This is a genomic window from Streptomyces griseiscabiei (assembly GCF_020010925.1).
GTDB classification, from domain to species: domain Bacteria; phylum Actinomycetota; class Actinomycetes; order Streptomycetales; family Streptomycetaceae; genus Streptomyces; species Streptomyces griseiscabiei.
The window spans coordinates 3843691-3862840 of sequence record NZ_JAGJBZ010000001.1 but is presented as its reverse complement, the minus strand read 5'-3'; the positions used below and the strand labels follow the sequence as shown (position 1 = coordinate 3862840).

General features: G+C 70.2%; 12 protein-coding genes. 8 read left to right on the top strand and 4 right to left on the bottom strand.

The features are described from left to right. Positions 1–426 precede the first annotated feature (426 nt). The 4 genes from J8M51_RS16830 (at position 427) to J8M51_RS16815 (ending at position 5568) form a co-directional block, all read left to right on the top strand. The gene (locus J8M51_RS16830; protein WP_086754921.1) at positions 427–1695 is read left to right on the top strand and encodes an extracellular solute-binding protein; all 1269 of its coding nucleotides are present in this window, start codon (positions 427–429) and stop codon (positions 1693–1695) included. A gap of 130 nt (positions 1696–1825) precedes the next feature. Then, entirely contained in the window at positions 1826–2830 is a 1005-nt protein-coding gene (locus J8M51_RS16825) for a carbohydrate ABC transporter permease (protein WP_086754922.1), read from the top strand. A gap of 13 nt (positions 2831–2843) precedes the next feature. After that, on the top strand, positions 2844–3767 hold the full coding sequence (locus tag J8M51_RS16820) for a sugar ABC transporter permease (protein WP_086754923.1): 924 nt from the start codon (positions 2844–2846) through the stop codon (positions 3765–3767). 124 nt (positions 3768–3891) lie between these two features. Then, positions 3892–5568, top strand: a complete 1677-nt coding sequence (locus J8M51_RS16815) for a glycoside hydrolase family 13 protein (RefSeq protein WP_086754924.1) — start codon at positions 3892–3894, stop codon at positions 5566–5568. A 93-nt stretch (positions 5569–5661) separates the two neighbouring features. Here the strand turns inward: J8M51_RS16815 and J8M51_RS16810 are convergent, their stop codons facing one another. Together J8M51_RS16810 and J8M51_RS16805 are read right to left on the bottom strand one after the other, a co-directional pair. After that, positions 5662–6240, bottom strand: a complete 579-nt coding sequence (locus J8M51_RS16810; RefSeq protein WP_086754925.1) for a DUF4240 domain-containing protein — start codon at positions 6238–6240, stop codon at positions 5662–5664. Between the two features lie 33 nt (positions 6241–6273). Further along, positions 6274–6810 (bottom strand): SMI1/KNR4 family protein, encoded by a 537-nt coding sequence (locus tag J8M51_RS16805; protein WP_086754926.1) that lies wholly within the window; start codon positions 6808–6810, stop codon positions 6274–6276. 322 nt (positions 6811–7132) lie between these two features. Here J8M51_RS16805 and J8M51_RS16800 point away from each other — a divergent pair, with 322 nt between their 5' ends. From J8M51_RS16800 to J8M51_RS16785, 4 genes are all read left to right on the top strand, one after another. Further along, positions 7133–8515 carry an alpha-amylase gene (locus J8M51_RS16800; RefSeq protein WP_086754927.1) on the top strand — a complete coding sequence of 461 codons (1383 nt, stop codon included), beginning with the start codon at positions 7133–7135 and terminating at the stop codon, positions 8513–8515. A 201-nt stretch (positions 8516–8716) separates the two neighbouring features. After that, complete coding sequence (gene pulA / locus J8M51_RS16795; protein ID WP_267299249.1) at positions 8717–14140, top strand: pullulanase-type alpha-1,6-glucosidase; 5424 nt, start codon at positions 8717–8719, stop codon at positions 14138–14140. A 74-nt stretch (positions 14141–14214) separates the two neighbouring features. Beyond that, positions 14215–15831: a fused response regulator/phosphatase gene (locus J8M51_RS16790; RefSeq protein ID WP_086762036.1), complete on the top strand. Its 1617-nt coding sequence runs from the start codon at positions 14215–14217 to the stop codon at positions 15829–15831. 4 nt (positions 15832–15835) lie between these two features. After that, a complete protein-coding gene (locus tag J8M51_RS16785; protein ID WP_086762038.1) occupies positions 15836–16198 on the top strand; it encodes a 5-carboxymethyl-2-hydroxymuconate Delta-isomerase in 363 nt (120 codons plus the stop codon). Here the strand turns inward: J8M51_RS16785 and J8M51_RS16780 are convergent. Together J8M51_RS16780 and J8M51_RS16775 are read right to left on the bottom strand one after the other, a co-directional pair. Continuing rightward, the gene (locus J8M51_RS16780) at positions 16192–16896 is read right to left on the bottom strand and encodes a TetR/AcrR family transcriptional regulator (RefSeq protein ID WP_086762040.1); all 705 of its coding nucleotides are present in this window, start codon (positions 16894–16896) and stop codon (positions 16192–16194) included. The two genes, J8M51_RS16785 and J8M51_RS16780, sit on opposite strands and share 7 nt — an antisense overlap. An 85-nt stretch (positions 16897–16981) precedes the next feature. Next, positions 16982–18919, bottom strand: a complete 1938-nt coding sequence (locus J8M51_RS16775; protein WP_086762042.1) for a hypothetical protein — start codon at positions 18917–18919, stop codon at positions 16982–16984. Positions 18920–19150: the final 231 nt, after the last annotated feature.

The window sequence follows — 19150 nt, the reverse complement described above, 5'->3', positions numbered from 1 at the left end:
GCCCTGCGCCGGGTGCGGGCGTGGATGCGGCCCGCCGCGGGCTGCTGCGTCATCGCGGTCCCTCGTGATTCTGGTCGGTGTCCGTGGGGGCGCCCCGCATACGGAAGGGGTGGCCTTCGCAAGGCGCTGACAGGCCGATGATGGCGGCCCCGGTCGGTGGTGGCAAGAGCTTGCAGAGTCTTGCATGGTGCTGTGGACCCCAGTTGACCGGCCCTGATGTCAGGTTTCGGCCAAGTCGAGCACAGGTCACGGGCCGGTAACCATCGCCTGTTGTTGCAATTTTTTGCAGCAAGGTCTTTCGTCGCGCTTACAACGCTGTTACGTTCGGCCACGCCCGGCGGCGGCGACGGCGCGGCGGCAACTCGGCGGGACGGCAGACGGGGCCCTCCCGCCCGGCACACGGGCTTTCACCCTCAAGGAGATCTCATGCGGCGTGGCATAGCGGCCACCGCGCTGGTGGCGTCGATCGCCCTCACGGCGACGGCCTGCGGCGGAAGCGACAGCGGCGACTCGGCCGACGGTCCGGTCACCATCACCTGGTGGGACACCTCCAACGCCACCAATGAGGCACCGACGTACAAGGCCTTGGTCAAGGAGTTCGAGGCCGCCAACAAGGACATCAAGGTCAAGTACGTCAACGTGCCCTTCGACCAGGCGCAGAACAAGTTCGACACCGCCGCCGGCGCCACGGGCGCCCCGGACATCCTGCGCTCCGAGGTCGGCTGGACCCCCGCCTTCGCCAAGAAGGGCTTCTTCCTGCCGCTCGACGGCACCGAGGCCCTCAAGGACCAGGACAAGTTCCAGCCCAATCTGATCAAGCAGGCCCAGTACGACGGCAAGACCTACGGCGTCCCGTTCGTCACCGACACCCTCGCGCTCGTCTACAACAAGGCGCTCTTCGAGAAGGCCGGCGTCGAGGCCCCGAAGACCTGGGACGACCTGAAGAAGGCCGCCGCCACCGTCAAGGACGAGACCGGCGTCGACGGCTACTGGGGCTCCACCCAGGCCTACTACGCCCAGTCCTTCCTCTACGGCGACGGCACCGACACCGTCGACGTCGCGCAGAAGAAGATCACCGTGAACTCCGCCGAGGCCAAGAAGGCGTACGGCACCTGGCTGGAGCTCTTCGACGGCAAGGGCCTGCACAAGGCGGACACCACCGCCGACGCCTACGCCCACATCCAGGACGCCTTCGTCAACGGCAAGGTCGCCTCGATCATCCAGGGCCCGTGGGAGATCACCAACTTCTACAAGGGCGCCGCGTTCAAGGACAAGGCCAACCTGGGCATCGCCACCGTCCCGGCGGGCTCCTCCGGCAAGGCGGGCGCCCCGACCGGCGGTCACAACCTGTCGATCTACGCCGGCTCGGACAAGGCGAAGCAGGAGGCGTCGCTGAAGTTCGTCAACTTCATGACCTCGGCGAAGTCCCAGGAGACCATCGCCCTGAAGAACTCCACGCTGCCCACGCGTGACGACGCCTACACCGCCGAGGTCAAGGCCGACCCGGGCATCGCCGGCTACCAGACCGTGCTCGCCGCCGCCCAGCCGCGCCCCGAGCTGCCCGAGTACAGCTCCCTGTGGGGCCCGCTCGACACCGAGCTGCTCGCGATCGCCGGCGGCAAGGAGTCCCTGGACAAGGGCCTCGGCAACGCGGAGACCGCGATCGCCAAGCTGGTCCCGGACTTCAGCAAGTGACCCCGGTTGGCCGCCGCGTCCGCCCCGGCCCTCGGGGGACGGACGCGGCGGCCACCGGACCGTCCCCCAGAGCAGTCCCAGCCCCCGCACTGCCGGTGATGGGCAGTGATCTTCCAGAAGGTGTCGAACGATGACAGTCGCCATCGACCGAGCGACCGGCAAGCGCCGAGGTGAACCGGGCGGGCGCCCCGGCCGGCTGACGCGTCTGAGGCAGTCGTACCAGCGGTACTGGTACGCGTACGCGATGATCGCCCCGGTCGTCGTCGTGCTCGGCGTCCTGGTGCTGTATCCGCTGGCGCGCGGCTTCTACCTCACCCTCACCAACGCCAACAGCCTCAACTCGGCGCGCACGATCGGCGCCAACCACATCGAGGCGACCTACGAGTTCATCGGCTTCGGCAACTACGCCGACATCCTCTGGGGCCCCACCTCCTACGACCGCTTCTGGTCGCACTTCGTCTGGACGATCGTCTGGACGGCGCTCTGCGTCACCGTGACCTTCTCCATCGGCCTCGGTCTCGCGCTGCTGCTCAACCAGAAGCTGCGCGGACGCACCCTCTACCGGCTGATCCTGGTCCTGCCGTGGGCCGTGCCCACCTTCGTCACCGTCTTCGGCTGGCGGTTCATGCTCGCCGACGGCGGGGTCATCAACACCGCCCTCGAAGCGCTGCATCTGCCGGCCCCGCTGTGGCTGGAGGACACCTTCTGGCAGCGGTTCGCCGCGATCATGGTCAACACCTGGTGCGGGGTGCCGTTCATGATGCTCTCGCTGCTCGGCGGACTCCAGTCCATCGACACCTCCCTCTACGAGGCCGCCGAGATGGACGGCGCGAGCGCCTGGCAGCGCTTCCGGTACGTCACCCTGCCGGGCCTGCGCTCCGTCAGCTCCACCGTCGTCCTCCTCGGCATCATCTGGACGTTCAACCAGTTCGCCGTCATCTTCCTGCTGTTCGGCGACACCGCGCCCGAGGCGCAGATCCTCGTGACCTGGGCCTACTACCTCGGCTTCGGACAGCAGCCGCGTGACTTCGCGCAGTCGGCGGCCTACGGCATCCTGCTGCTGGCCATCCTGATCGTCTTCACCTCCGTCTACCGCCGCTGGCTGAACCGCGATGAGCAGCAGCTCGCGATCTGAGGCAGGAGCCCCCATGAGTACGACCACGAGCACGACCCCTGTCGGGACCACGGCTCCGGCGGACGCGACGCCGACGACGAAGACGGCCCCGCGCCGCAGCCGCCGACGCGGCGAGAACAGCCTCGCCGGCTCCCTCGCCTCCCACGGCATCCTGATCGTGGCGAGCCTGGCCGCGCTCTTCCCGATCGCCTGGCTGGTCTTCCTGTCCCTCGGCCCGGACAAGGACGATTACCTGCATCCCGGGCGCATCTTCGGCAAAATGACCCTTGCCAACTATTCGCACGTGCTCCAGGAGACACCGTTCTTCGACTGGCTGGTCAGCACCCTCGTCGTCTCGCTCGGCACCACCGTCCTCGGGGTGCTGATCGCGGCGACCACCGGTTACGCCGTCTCCCGTATGCGCTTCCCGGGCTACCGGAAGTTCATGTGGGTGCTCCTGTTCACGCAGATGTTCCCGGTGGCCGTCCTGATGGTGCCGATGTACGAGATCCTCTCGGAACTGAAGCTCGTCGACAGCTACCTCGGCCTCGTCCTCGTCTACTGCTCGACGGCCGTGCCCTACTGCGCCTGGCTGCTCAAGGGCTACTTCGACACGATCCCCTTCGAGATCGACGAGGCCGGACGCGTCGACGGGCTGACCCCCTTCGGCACGTTCGCCCGGCTGATCCTGCCCCTCGCCAAGCCGGGGCTCGCGGTCGCCGCGTTCTACAGCTTCATCACCGCGTTCGGCGAGGTCGCCTTCGCCTCGACGTTCATGCTGTCCGACACGAAGTACACCTTCGCCGTCGGTCTGCAGAGCTTCGTCAGCGAACACGACGCCCAGCGCAACCTGATGGCGGCGACGGCGGTCCTGGTCGCCGTACCGGTGTCCGCGTTCTTCTACCTGGTGCAGAAGAACCTGGTGACGGGCCTCACCGCGGGCGGCACCAAGGGGTGACGCCCCTCCCCGGACCCGAGGCGGTCGCGGTGACCATCCGACCCCGCTGTCACCGCGACCGTCTCGAACGACACCCGACACCGACACCTCTGACCCCACGCCCCTGTTACGTACCAAGGACGCCATGAGCCAGCAGCACTACGCCACCGCCCCGGCACCGAACTCCGCCAAAGCCCAGCGCGGCGACTGGTGGCGGGACGCGGTGATCTACCAGGTCTATCCGCGCAGCTTCGCCGACAGCAACGGCGACGGCATGGGCGACCTGGCGGGCGTACGTTCCCGACTCCCGTACCTGCGTGATCTGGGTGTGGACGCCGTCTGGCTGTCCCCCTTCTACGCCTCCCCGCAGGCCGACGCCGGCTACGACGTCGCCGACTACCGTGCGGTGGACCCGATGTTCGGCAATCTGCTGGACGCGGACGCGCTGATCCGCGACGCCCACGGGCTGGGCCTGCGGATCATCGTCGACCTGGTCCCGAACCACTCCTCCGACCAGCACGAGTGGTTCAAGCGGGCGGTGGCGGAGGGCCCCGGCTCCCCGCTGCGCGACCGCTACCACTTCCGCCAGGGCAAGGGCGCGGACGGCGAACTCCCGCCCAACGACTGGGAGTCCATCTTCGGCGGCCCGGCCTGGACCCGGATCACGGAACCGGACGGCACCCCCGGCGACTGGTACCTCCACCTCTTCGCCCCGGAGCAGCCCGACTTCAACTGGGACCACCCGGCGGTCGGCGACGAGTTCCGCTCCATCCTGCGCTTCTGGCTCGACATGGGCGTCGACGGCTTCCGGATCGACGTCGCCCACGGCATGGTCAAGGCGGACGGACTCCCCGATCTCGGCGCCCACGACCAGCTGAAGCTGCTGGGCAACGATGTCATGCCCTTCTTCGACCAGGACGGCGTCCACGCGATCTACCGCGAATGGCGCCTCGTCCTGGACGAGTACGCGGGCGAGCGCATCTTCGTGGCCGAGGCATGGACCCCGACCATCGAACGCACCGCGAACTACGTCCGCCCGGACGAACTCCACCAGGCCTTCAACTTCCAGTACCTGGGCACGGACTGGGACGCCGCGGAGCTGAAGACCGTCATCGACCGCACCCTGGACGCGATGCGCCCGGTGAACGCCCCCGCGACCTGGGTGCTGTCCAACCACGACGTCACCCGCCACGCCACCCGCTTCGCCAACGAACCGGGCCTCGGCACCCAGATCCGCCTCGCGGGCGACCGCGAACTGGGCCTGCGCCGCGCCCGCGCCGCCTCGCTCCTGATGCTGGCGCTGCCCGGCTCGGCCTACGTCTACCAGGGCGAGGAACTGGGCCTCCCCGATGTCGTCGACCTCCCGGACGAGGTGCGCCAGGACCCCGCGTACTTCCGGGGCGCCGGCCAGGACGGCTTCCGCGACGGCTGCCGGGTGCCGATCCCGTGGACCCGCACGGGCTCGTCGTACGGCTTCAGCGCGGGCGGCTCCTGGCTGCCCCAGCCCGCCGAATGGGCCGACCTGAGCGTGGAGGCGCAGACCGGCGTCGCGGACTCGACCCTGGAGCTGTACCGCACGGCCCTCACCATCCGCCGCGAACAGCCCGCCCTCGGCGCCGGCGACGCGGTGGAATGGCTCAAGTCCCCCTCCGGCGTCCTGGCCTTCCGCCGCGGCGACGTCGTCTGCGTCGCGAACACCACCCGCGAGGCGGTCACGATCCCCGCGTACGGCCATGTCCTGATCGCCACCGGCGAGGTGACGGTGGCGGACGACGAGGCGAAGCTGCCGGGGGACACGACGGTGTGGTGGACGACGGGCTGAGCGCGTCCGCTTCCCCCTGACGGGACCTGAGGGCCCGCCACCTGCTTCGGCCGGGTGGCGGGCCTTTCCGCGACAAGGGCGATTCAGACGACTTCAGTCGAGGAAGAGCGCCGCGAGCCGTGGAAGGCGGCGCCTCAGCTGTGCTTCGTCCTCGGGGTCCCCGTTCCATTTCTCGCCCCGCGGCTTCTCCGGACGCGCCATGCCGCTCAGCGCGGTCGCGACCGCCGTATCGAGTGAGTCGGTCTCCCCTTGGACCCTTCCGTAGGCATCCGAGATCAGACAGCTCACCGACTCGTAGCCGATCCAGCCCCCTTCGCCGCGGCTCATGCGGGCAACCGTGGACAGGCCGGCAAGGGAATCGGGATGCGCCACCGCACGGCTGAAGACGTCCCGCCCGAGCAGGATCAGCCCGCCACGGAAGTCCATGAAGCCGTCGTCCGAGTAGCTGCCCTCGATCACATAGGCGGCCATGCACAACGAACAGTGGTAGGCCGAATCCTCCACTTCGACGTACTTGACGTAGAAGTCCACGATCTCGGCCGGCTCCAGCGTGGCAAGGACATCGACGAGCGCCGCAGGCAGTGGATCATCCGGCAGGTCACGATCGTCGGCGCGGTCACCGACCGCGGCCCGAGCCCTGTCGACCAACCCCCACCATTCATCCATGTTCATGACGGACACCGCTCAAGATCGCAACGACAACGGCTACTGATGGCGGCAGAGTTCGTCGAGGTCCGCGGCGAAGCGCGCGAACCGGGTCTTGGCCTCCGTGATGATCTCCTCGGCCGGCCGGCGCGGGGTGGTCGCGTGCCGCTCGGCGAGCGCGGTCAGGACCGCGTCGGGACGCACGTCGTACGTGTCGTACAGGGCGGCTTCCATCGGTCCGATGCCATCGGCCAGCACCCACAGGAAGCCGGACAGGTCCCCGGCGACCACACCGCACTCGCCCTCCGAGCTCATGAACACCACGGGCTGCTCGGCGAGGGGCCGCCCCGGCCGCGCGCACCAGATGGCGGCCTGACCGCCGGTTCCGTCCATTCCGAAGAGCCGGTAGGCGTCGCCGTCGAGTTCGTGGTTCCCCGTCCAGTCACGCAGCCAGTCGGTGGTCTCCTCGGCGGATTCGAAGTCCTCGTACGGCTCGAAGTCCACGCCCTCACCGTCGTCGTCGAACTCGAACTCCACCTCGGCCACCTCGGCCAGAGCGGGCGGAAAACGGCGGTCGTCAACTGTCGTCTCGATCACGTGCGCAGACTAACCGCCACCACTGACACCACCGGGCCGAACCCGGGCCAGGACCGAGGCGGACGGCTGGACCGACGACGCCCCGACATCCCAACACCCCACCCCGTGAAGAGATTTCGAGGACGTGAAGAAGGTGTGTCCGGAGGGTTGACCGTTCGACAAGTGGACTCGTACCTTCCTGTCGGTTGAAAGTTTTCAGCCATCTTGCAGCAAGAACCGGCAACGGATCTCGCGCGGATCGCTCCGGGTCCCCAGCCCCTCCCGATCCGCAGGGCCCGTCGGCCGATCCTTCGGACCCCTTCAACGGAGAAGGACCCCACACATGGCCAGCAGAACCCTCTCCGGCGCCCTCGCCCTCGCCGCGGGTGCGTCGCTCGCGCTCGCGGTGCCCACGGGGAGCGCGTACGCCTCACCCCCCGGCACCAAGGACGTCACCGCCGTCCTGTTCGAGTGGCGCTTCGCCTCGGTCGCCAAGGAGTGCACCGACACCCTCGGCCCGAACGGGTACGGGTACGTCCAGGTCTCACCGCCCGCCGAGCACATACAGGGCTCGCAGTGGTGGACCTCGTACCAGCCCGTCAGTTACAGGATCGCCGGGCGGCTCGGGGACGCCACCGCCTTCAAGAACATGATCGACACGTGTCACGCGGCCGGCGTCAAGGTCGTCGTCGACACCGTCGTCAACCACATGTCGGCGGGCAGCGGCACCGGCACCGGCGGCTCGTCGTACACGAAGTACAACTACCCCGGCCTGTACTCCTCCTTCGACTTCGACGACTGCACGGCCACCATCAGCGACTACACCAACCGCGCCAACGTCCAGAACTGCGAGCTCGTCACCCTCGCCGACCTCGACACCGGTGAGGAGTACGTGCGGTCGGCCATCGCCGGCTACATGAACACCCTGCTCGGCCACGGCGTCGACGGCTTCCGGATCGACGCCGCCAAGCACATCCCCGCCGCCGACCTCGCCAACATCAAGTCGCGGCTGAGCAACCCGTCCGTGTACTGGAAGCAGGAGGCCATCTACGGCGCCGGCGAGGCCGTGCAGCCGAGCGAGTACACGGGCAACGGGGACGTGCAGGAGTTCCGGTACGCCTTCGACCTCAAGCGGGTCTTCAACAACGAGAACCTCGCCTACCTCAAGAACTACGGCGAGGGCTGGGGGTACATGAACAGCTCGGTCGCCGGCGTCTTCGTCGACAACCACGACACCGAGCGCAACGGCTCCACCCTCAGCTACAAGGACAACGCCAACTACACGATGGCGAACGTCTTCATGCTGGCCTACCCGTACGGCGCGCCCGACATCAACTCCGGCTACGAGTTCACCGACCACGACGCGGGCCCGCCCAACGGCGGCACGGTCAACGCCTGCTGGCAGGACGGCTGGAAGTGCCAGCACGCCTGGCCGGAGATCATGCGCATGGTCCCCTTCCGCAACGCCACCCGCGGCGAGGCCGTCACCAACTGGTGGGACAACGGGGGCGACGCGATCGCCTTCGGCCGCGGCGGCAAGGGCTTCGTGGCCATCAACCACGAGTCGGGCAGCCTCAGCCGCACCTACCAGACCTCCCTCGCGGCCGGCACCTACTGCAACGTGCAGAACAACACGACGGTCACCGTGAACGGCTCGGGCCAGTTCACCGCCACCCTCGGCTCCAACACGGCCCTGGCGATCTACAGCGGCAAGTCCAGCTGCTGACGGTTCCGTCACCTCCCCACCCCCGCCCGCGCGTTGCGGTGTCCGGCAACGCGCGGGCGGGGTGTCGGCGCCTTCCCCGCCGCCCGAAGGCATCTGAAAGCACTTACCGTTACTTTCAAGACTCTTGCTGAAAACCTTTCGGCGGCGATACGGTCGCGCGGGGTCGGACCCACCAGAGCCGTCATCGCAAGGAGTCCATCTGTGATACCGAGATGGTTCAGCGCGGTCACCGTGACCGCGCTGACCGCAGCGCTCGTCCAGCCCCTCGCGGCCCGGGCCGCGACTCCGCCCGCACCTCCGTCGGACGCGAAGCTGGCGAAGACCGCCGCCCGCCACGAGCTCACCCGCGAGCAGTTCTACTTCGTCCTGCCGGACCGTTTCGCTAACGGCGACAGGGCGAACGACAAGGGCGGCCTCACCGGCTCGCGCCTCGCCACCGGCTACGACCCCACCGACAAGGGCTTCTACCAGGGCGGCGACCTCAAGGGCCTCACCCAGCGCCTCGACTACATCAAGGGCCTGGGCACGACCTCCATCTGGCTCGCCCCGATCTTCAAGAACCAGCCCGTGCAGGGGACGGGGGCCGACGCCTCGGCCGGCTACCACGGCTACTGGATCACCGACTTCACCCAGGTCGACCCGCACTTCGGCACCAACAAGGACCTTCAGACCCTGATCTCCAAGGCCCACGCCAAGGGCATGAAGGTCTTCTTCGACGTCATCACCAACCACACCGCCGACGTCGTCGACTACGAGGAGAAGTCCTACGACTATCTGTCGAAGGGCGCCTTCCCCTACCTGACCAAGGACGGAAAGCCCTTCGACGACGCCGCCTACGCGGACGGGACGAAGGACTTCCCGGGTGTCGACCGGGACTCCTTCCCCCGCACCCCCGTCGTCCCGGCCGCCAGGAAGAACACCAAGGTCCCCTCCTGGCTCAACGACCCGACGATGTACCACAACCGGGGCGACTCCACCTGGGCCGGAGAGTCCGCCACCTACGGCGACTTCGTCGGCCTGGACGACCTGTGGACCGAGCGCCCCGAGGTCGTCTCCGGGATGGAGAAGATCTACGAGAAATGGGTGCGGGACTTCCGGATCGACGGCTTCCGGATCGACACCGTGAAGCACGTCAACATGGAGTTCTGGACCCAGTGGGCCACCGCGCTCGACGCGTACGCCGCGAGGAAGGGCCGCGACGACTTCTTCATGTTCGGTGAGGTCTACTCCGCCGACACGGCCGTGACCTCCCCGTACGTCACCCAGGGCCGCCTGGACTCCACCCTCGACTTCCCCTTCCAGGACGCGGCCCGGGCGTACGTCTCCCAGGGCGGCAGCGCGCAGAGGCTCGCCTCGGTCTTCGGGGACGACTACCGGTACACCACCGACAAGGCCAACGCGTACGAGCAGGTCACCTTCCTCGGCAACCACGACATGGGCCGTATCGGGACCTTCCTGAAGCAGGACGACAAGGACGCGAGCGACGCCGAGTTGCTCAAGAAGGCCGAGCTCGCCAACGAGCTGATGTTCCTCGGCCGGGGCAACCCGGTCGTCTACTACGGCGACGAGCAGGGCTTCACCGGCGCGGGCGGCGACAAGGACGCCCGGCAGACGCTCTTCGCCTCCAAGGTCGCCGACTACCTCGACGACGACCAGCTCGGCACGGACCGTACGCACGCCTTGGACGCGTACGACACCAAGGCGCCCCTCTACCGGCAGATCAGCGCCCTCGCCAAGCTCCGCAGGGCCCACCCGGCCCTCGCGGACGGCGTCCAGACCGAGCGTTACGCGGCCGACGGGGCGGGTGTCTACGCCTTCTCGCGGACCGACGCCGCGACCGGCACCGAGTACGTCGTCGCCTTCAACAACGCGGCCGAGGCCAGGTCGGCGACCTTCACGACCGGTTCACCGCGCATGGTCTTCAAGGGAATCCACGGGACCGACCGGAAGGTGACGAGCGGGACGGACAAGAAGATCACCGTCACCGTCCCGGCCGGTTCCGCGATCGTCCTCAAGGCCGCCGGCAAGCTCGCGAAGCCCGCGACGAAGCCGTCCCTCACCCTTGAGGCCCCGGCGGCCGGCGCCACCGGCACGGTCGAGATCGTCGCCGATGATGGGGGCACCTCCCGCTCGAGCGAAGCCGAGAGTGGGGGAGGCGGACAGCTCAACCGCGTCGTCTTCGCCGCCCAGGTCGGCAACGGCGAGTGGAGGACGCTGGGATCGGCGGACCACGCCCCCTACAAGGTCACCCAGACCATCGGCGAGGACATTGCGGCCGGAACCGCCTTGCGCTACAAGGCAGTGGTGATCGACCGCACCGGACGCACGGCGAGCGCCACCGCGTCCTCCACCACCGGCACCCCGCCCGCCCCCGAGGCCCCCACCGCCTCCTCGCGCGACTACGCGGTCGTCCACTACCAGCGGGCCGACGGCGACTACACCGACTGGCGGCTCTACGCCTGGGGCGACATCGCCGAGGGGGAGGGGACGACCTGGCCGGAGGGCCATGACTTCACCGGGCGGGACGCGTACGGCGCCTTCGCGTACGTCAAGCTCAAGCCCGGGGCCTCCCAGGTGAATTACCTCGTCATCGACAAGGACGGGAACAAGGACGTCTCCGCCGACCGGTCGATCGACGTCACGAGGACGGGCGAGATCTGGGTCGAGCAGGGCAAGGAAGCCGTCCGCACGGAGAAGCCCACCGCCGACCACCCGGAGCAGGACAAGGGCAAGGCCGTCCTGCACTACCACCGCGCCGACGGGAACTACGACGGCTGGGGCCTGCACGTCTGGTCCGGTGCCGCGAACCCCACGGACTGGTCGAAGCCCCTGGAGCCGGTGCGGACCGACGCCTACGGCGCGGTCTTCGAGGTACCCCTCACCGACGGGGCCACCAGCCTCAGCTACATCATCCACAAGGGGGACGAGAAGGACCTCTCCACCGACCAGGCGCTCGACCTCAGGACCCATGGGTACGAGGTGTGGCTGCTGAACGGCCAGGAGAAGTACCTGCTCCCGCAGCCGGCCGGGTCCGCCGCCGCCCTCGACCTGACCACCTCCAAGGCGGTCTGGATCGACCGGAACACCGTCGCCTGGAACGGGAACGACACCGCCGCCTCCACCCAGCTGCTGTACTCCCGCACCGGCTCGATCAAGGCGAAGGACGGTGCCCTCACCAGCACCGACGAACGGTGGCTGCGTCTTTCCAAGTCGGCGCTCACCGACGCCCAGAAGGCGAGGTTCCCGCATCTGAAGGCGTACACCGCGTGGACGGTCGACCCCCGCGACCGCGACCGGGTCCGCGAGGCCCTGCGCGGCCAGCTGGTCGCCTCCCAGCGGACGGCGAACGGAGCCGTGCTCGCGGCCACGGGCGTGCAGATCGCCGGTGTGCTCGACGATCTCTACGGCGGGAAGGCGGCGCACGCCGACCTCGGGCCGACGTTCGCCAAGGGCCGCCCGACACTCGCCGTCTGGGCGCCCACCGCCCAGTCGGTGAAGCTCGACCTCGACGGCAGGACCCTCCCCATGAAGCGGGACGACGCCACCGGCGTCTGGTCCGTCACCGGTGAGAAGTCCTGGAGGAACAAGCCCTACCGGTACGTCGTGAAGGTCTGGGCGCCCAGCGTCCGCGAGATCGTCACCAACAAGGTCACCGACCCCTACTCCGTCGCCCTGACCGCCGACTCCGAGCGCAGCCTCGTCGTCGACCTGGCGGACAAGTCGCTGGCGCCGTCCGGCTGGTCGTCGTACACCAAGCCGAAGGCCGTGCCGCTGAAGGACGCGCAGATCCAGGAACTGCACGTCCGGGACTTCTCCATCGACGACAAGGCCGTGCCCGAGAAGGACAAGGGCACCTATCTCGCCTTCACCGACAAGAGCGGCGACGGCTCCAGGCATCTGCGGAAGCTGGCGAAGGCCGGCACCTCGTACGTCCATCTGCTGCCCGTCGCCGACATCGCCACCGTCCCCGAGCGGAAGGCCGACCAGGCGACCGTCGACTGCGACCTCGCCGCGTACCCCGCCGACTCCGAGAAGCAGCAGGAGTGCGTGGCGAAGGCCGCCGCGAAGGACGCCTTCAACTGGGGCTACGACCCGTACCACTACACGGTCCCCGAGGGCTCGTACGCGACCGACCCGGACGGCACACGGCGCACGGTCGAGTTCCGGAAGATGGTGCGGGCGCTCAACGACGACGGCCTCGGCGTCGTGCTGGACGTGGTCTACAACCACACCCCGGCGAGCGGCCAGGCCGACAAGAGCGTCCTCGACAAGGTGGTCCCCGGCTACTACCACCGGCTCCTCGCCGACGGTTCCGTCGCCACCTCCACCTGCTGCGCCAACACCGCGCCCGAGAACATCATGATGGGCAAGCTGGTCGTCGACTCGATGGTCACCTGGGCCAAGGAGTACAAGGTCGACGGCTTCCGCTTCGACCTCATGGGCCACCACCCGAAGGCCAACATCCTGGCCGTACGGAAGGCCCTCGACGCGCTGACCCTCGAGAAGGACGGCGTCGACGGGAAGCGGATCATCCTGTACGGCGAGGGCTGGAACTTCGGCGAGGTCGCCGACGACGCGCGCTTCGTCCAGGCCACGCAGAAGAACATGGCCGGGACGGGCATCGCGACCTTCTCCGACCGGGCCCGTGACGCGGTGCGCGGCGGCGGCCCCTTCGACGAGGACCCGGGCGTCCAGGGCTTCGCCTCCGGCCTCTTCACCGAGCCCAACTCCTCGGACGACAACGGCACTCCGGCCGAGCAGAAGGCCCGGCTGCTGCACTACCAGGACCTCATCAAGGTCGGGCTCAGCGGCAACCTCGCGGACTACCGCTTCACCGACACCGACGGCAACGAGGTCAAGGGCTCCGAGGTCGACTACAACGGGGCCGCCGCCGGATACGCGGACGCCCCCGGCGACGCCCTCGCCTATGTCGACGCCCACGACAACGAGTCCCTGTTCGACGCGCTCGCCTTCAAGCTCCCGAAGTCGACGAGCGCCGCCGACCGGGCCCGTATGCAGGTCCTCGCCATGGCGACGGCCGCCCTCTCGCAGGGCCCGGCGCTCTCCCAGGCGGGCACCGACCTGCTGCGCTCCAAGTCCCTCGACCGCAACTCCTACGACAGCGGCGACTGGTTCAACGCGATCCACTGGGACTGCCGGGACGGCGGCAACGGCTTCGGCCGCGGGCTGCCCCTCGCGGCCGACAACCAGTCCAAGTGGCCCTACGCCAAGCCCCTGTTGACCTCCGTCGAGGTCGGCTGCGAGCAGATCGAGGGGGCCTCGGCCGCGTACCGGGACCTGCTGCGGATCCGTACGACGGAGGACGTGTTCTCCCTCGGCACGGCCGGGCAGGTGCAGTCGGCGCTGTCGTTCCCGCTGTCGGGCAAGGACGAGACCCCGGGCGTGATCACCATGGAACTCGGTGACCTCGTCGTCGTCTTCAACGCGACCCCCGAGAAGCGGAAGCAGACCGTGACCGGACTGGCCGGGACGGGATACACCCTGCACCAGGTACAGAAGGCGGGGGCGGACTCTACCGTCCGGGACTCGTCGTACGAAGTGGAATCGGGGACGTTCGTCGTTCCGGGGCGGACCGTGGCGGTCTTCGCACGGTCCGACCGGTAGAGCGCTAGTTTGGGTGGCGCGGGCGGAGAGGGAACGGCCCGCGCCACCCCACCTCCAGGGACGACGAGAGCCTCATGAGCCTGCCGGCCGACGTTGCAAGCACCACGGTCATGGTGGTCGACGACGCGCCCGCCGGCCGGTACGCGATGGGCGCGGTGCTGCGCCGGGCCGGACACCGCGTCGTCCCCGTCGCCAGCGCCGGTGAGGCCCTCGCCGAACTCGAACAGCGGCTCCGCTCGGGAGCCCTGCCCGATGTGGCCCTGGTCGACGTGGGCCTGCCCGACATGAGCGGCTTCGAGCTCTGCCGCCGCCTCAAGGCCCGGCCCCCGACGGCGGCCCTGCCCGTCGTCCACTTCTCCGCCGCCTCCGTCGCACCCGGCGACCGCTGCCGGGGACTCGACGCGGGCGGCGAGGCCTATCTCACGGTCCCCGCCGAACCGGAGGAGATCCAGGCGGTCGTCCGCGCGGCCGTCCGCGGCGCCCGGATGCGGGGCGGCGCGGAGGCCCTCGTACGACGGCTCACCCTGCTCTCCGAGACCATCGTCGACGTCCAGGCCGCCCGCACCCTGGAGGAGCTGGCCGGGGCCGCCGCCGAGGGCGCCGCCCGGCTCACCCGCTCGCCCGCCGCCGTGTTCGTGCTCGGCGAGGACGGCCACCTCTACAGCGGCACCTCCCGGGCCCGCGCCCGCACCACCCTCCCCGACGCCGGCGCGCACGAGACCGTGGCCCGGCTCATCCGCGGTGTCACCGACGGCGACCCCGGACCCGACGACACGGTCGTGCCCGCACCCCTGTGGCCCGCCGGTTTCTTCCGGCCCGGTGTCACCGAGGACGCCCGGCTCGTCCTCGCCCGCACCGAGAGCGGTACGCCGGTCTGCGTCGCCACCCCCGTGCGCGGCGCCCGGAGCACGGCGTCGGACGCCGCCGGTCTGGTCGCCCGGCTCGCCCAGGCCACCGCGCTGGCCGCGCAGCCCCTGCTCATGTACCAGGTCGAGCGGCATGTCGCGCTCACCCTCCAGCACAGCTTCCTGCCCAAGCGGGTGCCCGAGTTCCCCGGCCTCGAAGTCGTCGTCCGGTATGTGCCCGCGTCCCGGCAGACCGAGATCGGCGGTGACTTCTACGCGGCCCTGTCCACCCCCGACGGCCTCCTCACCGCCGTCGGCGACGTCGTGGGGCACTCGCTGGACGCGGCCACCGTGATGGTGGAGATCCGGCACGCCCTGCGCGCGTACTGCGTGGAGCGGTCCGACCCGGCGGCGCTCGCCCTGCGGCTCGACCGGATGCTGCAGCACTACCACCCCGAGGCCACCGCGACCGTCTGCCTGGCCCTCGTCGAGCCGGGCACCGGACGGGTACGCATCGCCAACGCGGGCCATATCCCGCCGCTGATCGTCCGCGACTCCGGCGAGGCCGAGTATGTGAAGGCCGCCGGGCCGCTCCTCGGGCTGGGCCTCGACCGGCCCGAGCCCACGGAGACGGTGCTGTGGCCGACGGACCGGCTGCTCATGGTCACGGACGGGCTGGTGGAGACCCGGGGCATCGATCTCTCGCTCTCCCTGGAGCAGTTGCGGGCCGCCGCGGCGGACGCCCCGGCCGGGACGGCCGCGCTGTGCGACACCCTGCTGCACTGCTTCGGCCGGGACCGGGAGGACGACATCGCGATGCTGGCGTTGCGGCTGCGGTTAGGGTGACCTCATGCCGCAGATCACTGTTGACTACTCCGCCGTCCTCGCCGAGGGCTTCGACCGGCCCGCGTTCGCCAAGGCCCTGCACGAGGAGGTCGTACGGACCGCCGCCGCGAAGCCGGAGGCGTGCAAGACGCAGTTCCGGCCGACCGCGGACACGGTGGTCGGGCCCGACACGGAGGGCCACGGGATCGTCCACGTCACGCTCGGGCTGCTCGCCGGGCGGAGCGACGACACCAAGGTGACACTGACCGAGAACGTGCTGGAGCTGGTCCGGGCGCATGTGAAGCCCTCGGTGGGACTGGCGTTGCACGCGTCGGCGGAGGTGCGGGACCTCGACCCCTCGTACCGGAAGTTCGATGCCCCTCAGTAGCCGGCCAACGCCACCAGGCGCCCTGCCAGGTCGCTGAACGGACCGTCCGTCGGCTCGTCGGCGAGAACCCGGCGGAGCAGGGCCGCCATCTCCTCGTCCTGGGCGGCACTCACCGCCGCCAGGGCCGCGAAGTCGTGGACGAGCTGGATCTCCAGCTCGCGCCTCGGGATACGGCGGCCGTCCAGCCAGATGAGGGCCGTGGACTCGGCGAGGGAGATCCAGGAACGGATCACGAGTTCTAGGCGGGCGGGTACGGCGTCGGTGTCCGCCTCCGGGTCCAGGTGCGACAGGATCTGGACATACGCGGCCTGCCGCACCCCGTCGACGAGGGCGTTGGTGCGGGACGAGCCGACGGCCGGACCGCCGCGCATCAGGGCCGAGAAACCGGGGCCGTGCGCGTCGACGAAGTCGAAGAAGCGATGGGTGACCCGGAGCAGCCGGGCACCGAGCGGGCCCTCCCGGGGCTCCACGAACCGGGTCGCGAGATCGTCCGAGGCACGCGTCAACGCGGCCTCGTACAGGCTGAGTTTGCCCGGGAAGTAGTGGTAGACGAGCGGGCGTGAGATGCCCGCCGCCGACGCTATCTCGTCGATGGAGACCTCGTCGGGCGAGCGCCGGCTGAACAGTTCCAGGGCGACCCCGATCAACTGCTGCCGCCGCTCCTCCACACCCATCCTGCGGCGCGCACCGGTTCGCATGCGAACACCTTACCGATTGATTCCAGCCCGCCGACGGCTGGATCACATGGAGATGTGCGCACCGTGCGGACCAGTGGCCCTTCGGCTACGGGGCCGACCGCAGCGCCTTGATCTCCCGGCCGCTCGCGAGCCTGCCCGTCAACTCGGCCTGCGCGCCCTCCTCGGCCGGTACGGCGAGGAGGTTGCCCGTCGCCGATCCGCTGACCCCGCCGCTCAGTTCGAGGGAGGCGGTGCCCCTGCTGCCGGCGGCGAGCAGATACGCGTCACCGGCGGCGGACTTCCAGGGGCCGCCGGCGAGGACGTACGGATCGGCCGGACCGCAGGCGGGCACCTCGTCGGCGGCGGCCGTGATGAACGCGCCGGCCGGGGTGTTGAACTGGGTCATCGCCCGGGTCCCCGCGCCCCGCCAGGTCTCGGTGCGGGTGCACACCCAGTCGGCCCGGCCGCTGCCGTCGGGCAGCGGCTGCCGGGCGAACTGCCAGGCGTTCACGGCCCGCACGCCCCCCGACCGCACGGCGGCCAGGGAGCAGGCGAAGGGCGCCCAGGTCGCGGGGGAGGCGGAGGCGTCCCGGGCGGGCCCCTTCGAGGGGCGGCCCACGGTGAGCGCCGCCGGCGTCACCTCGGACAGGTCGGTCAGCAGCCGCGTACCGCCCGTGGCGTCGGTCAGCTGCAGCACGTCCCACGACCGGCACTCCCCGGTCCGCAGCGCCGGGCTGGCGAACGGTGCCGTCGTGCCGTCCTTCGTCAGCGCCAGCTTCCGCACCGGCGCCTCGGGCTTCGCCAGATCCCGTACGGCCGCCCCGCGCACCCAGGGCGCCGTCAGATAGCGGACGTTGCCGTCGGACCGGCCCAGCACCAGGGCGCTCGCGCCGGCGCCGGTCGCCCCGTCGACCCGGGTCAGGTCCAGGGCGGCGAGGCCCGGGTCGTCCAAGGGCTCGGCGTACCGCGCGATGCGCAGACCGTCGTGCAGGAGGACGACCCGGAGGTTGTCGACCCGGCCCGCGTACAGCAGCTGCGGCGGGCCCGGCGGGGGACCGGCCTGGGTCCCGAGGGTGACCGCGACCTGCACGGACTCGCCGGGGCGGGCCCAGACCGCGAGGGCCCGCCGCAACAGGGCCCGGTCCTTGACGAGATCGCCGCGCGCGGGCCAGGTGGTGAAGTCGGTCCGCCCCGTCGCCTGCCACGCCGTGGCCGAGGCCGTCGTCAACTGCTGGGGATCAAGGGCGGCCTGGGACGCGGGGTTCAGCGCGTACGGCGGTGCCGCCGCGCCGTCGGGCCCCCACCCCTCGCCGGGCAGCCCGAGCAGCGCCCCGCACACGACCACCGCGGCCGTGGCGGCCAGCGCGGCCTTCGTGTGCTGGCGGCGGCGCATCAGATCCGTGGGACGGGCGTGCAGCGAACAGGGGTCGAACTCGGGGGAGGAGAGCAGCGGGTACTCCTGCGCCGGGACGGCGTCGGCCTCCTGCAGCGCGGCGGCCGGATCACCGACGCCGACCTCTTCGAGGAGCGCCCCGACCGCCGTGTCCGGGAGCTTCTCCAGCCCCCGTAGGACATAGGCCGCCCGCGCCGGGGCGGAGAGCGCCGACAGCCGCTGGTCCAGGGCGAGTTCGTCGGCGCCGCCGGAGCGGGGGAAGAGCCGCAGCCCCCACACCTGCGGCAGCAGCGGCGGCAGCTGCGAGCGCTTCGGCCACGCCCTGCGCCGCAGCGGCAGGCCCGCCTCCAGCGCGGTGCGGACGACCTGGAGCCGGACGTAGGCGTACCCGGGGTTGCGCTCGCGCCCCGTCGCCTGCGCCGGGATGAGGGACGCCGAGGACTTGCGCCCCCTCGGCAACGCCCGCTGCGTCAGCGCGTGCGCCGTCAGCACCCGGCGGTTGCGGCCCAGGCTCGGCGGCAACGTCAGATAGGCCAGCCGGACCAATCGCGGATAGTGCTCGACGAGCGCGGCCTCCGCGTCCTCGACGGCCACGAGCCGCTCCTGGGCGCGGGAGGAGGCGGGGGGCGGGGCGACATCCTGTGACTGCACGTTCAGCAAAACGAGCGAATGGTCGGATGGTCATGGGTTGGGGCGCCCGGTAGCTCGGGGGGTGCGGGATTCGTCGGCGGGTGCGGCCCGGTGGGGCTTCTCGCGCAGTTCCCCGCGCCCCTAGAAAACCAGGCCCCTGCGGGCCTGGAAGACCAGGTCCCCGCGGCCCTGGAAGGCGAGCGGCGGCGGGCCTGAAAAGCACGGGGCGCAGCCCGTGCTTTTCAGGGGCGC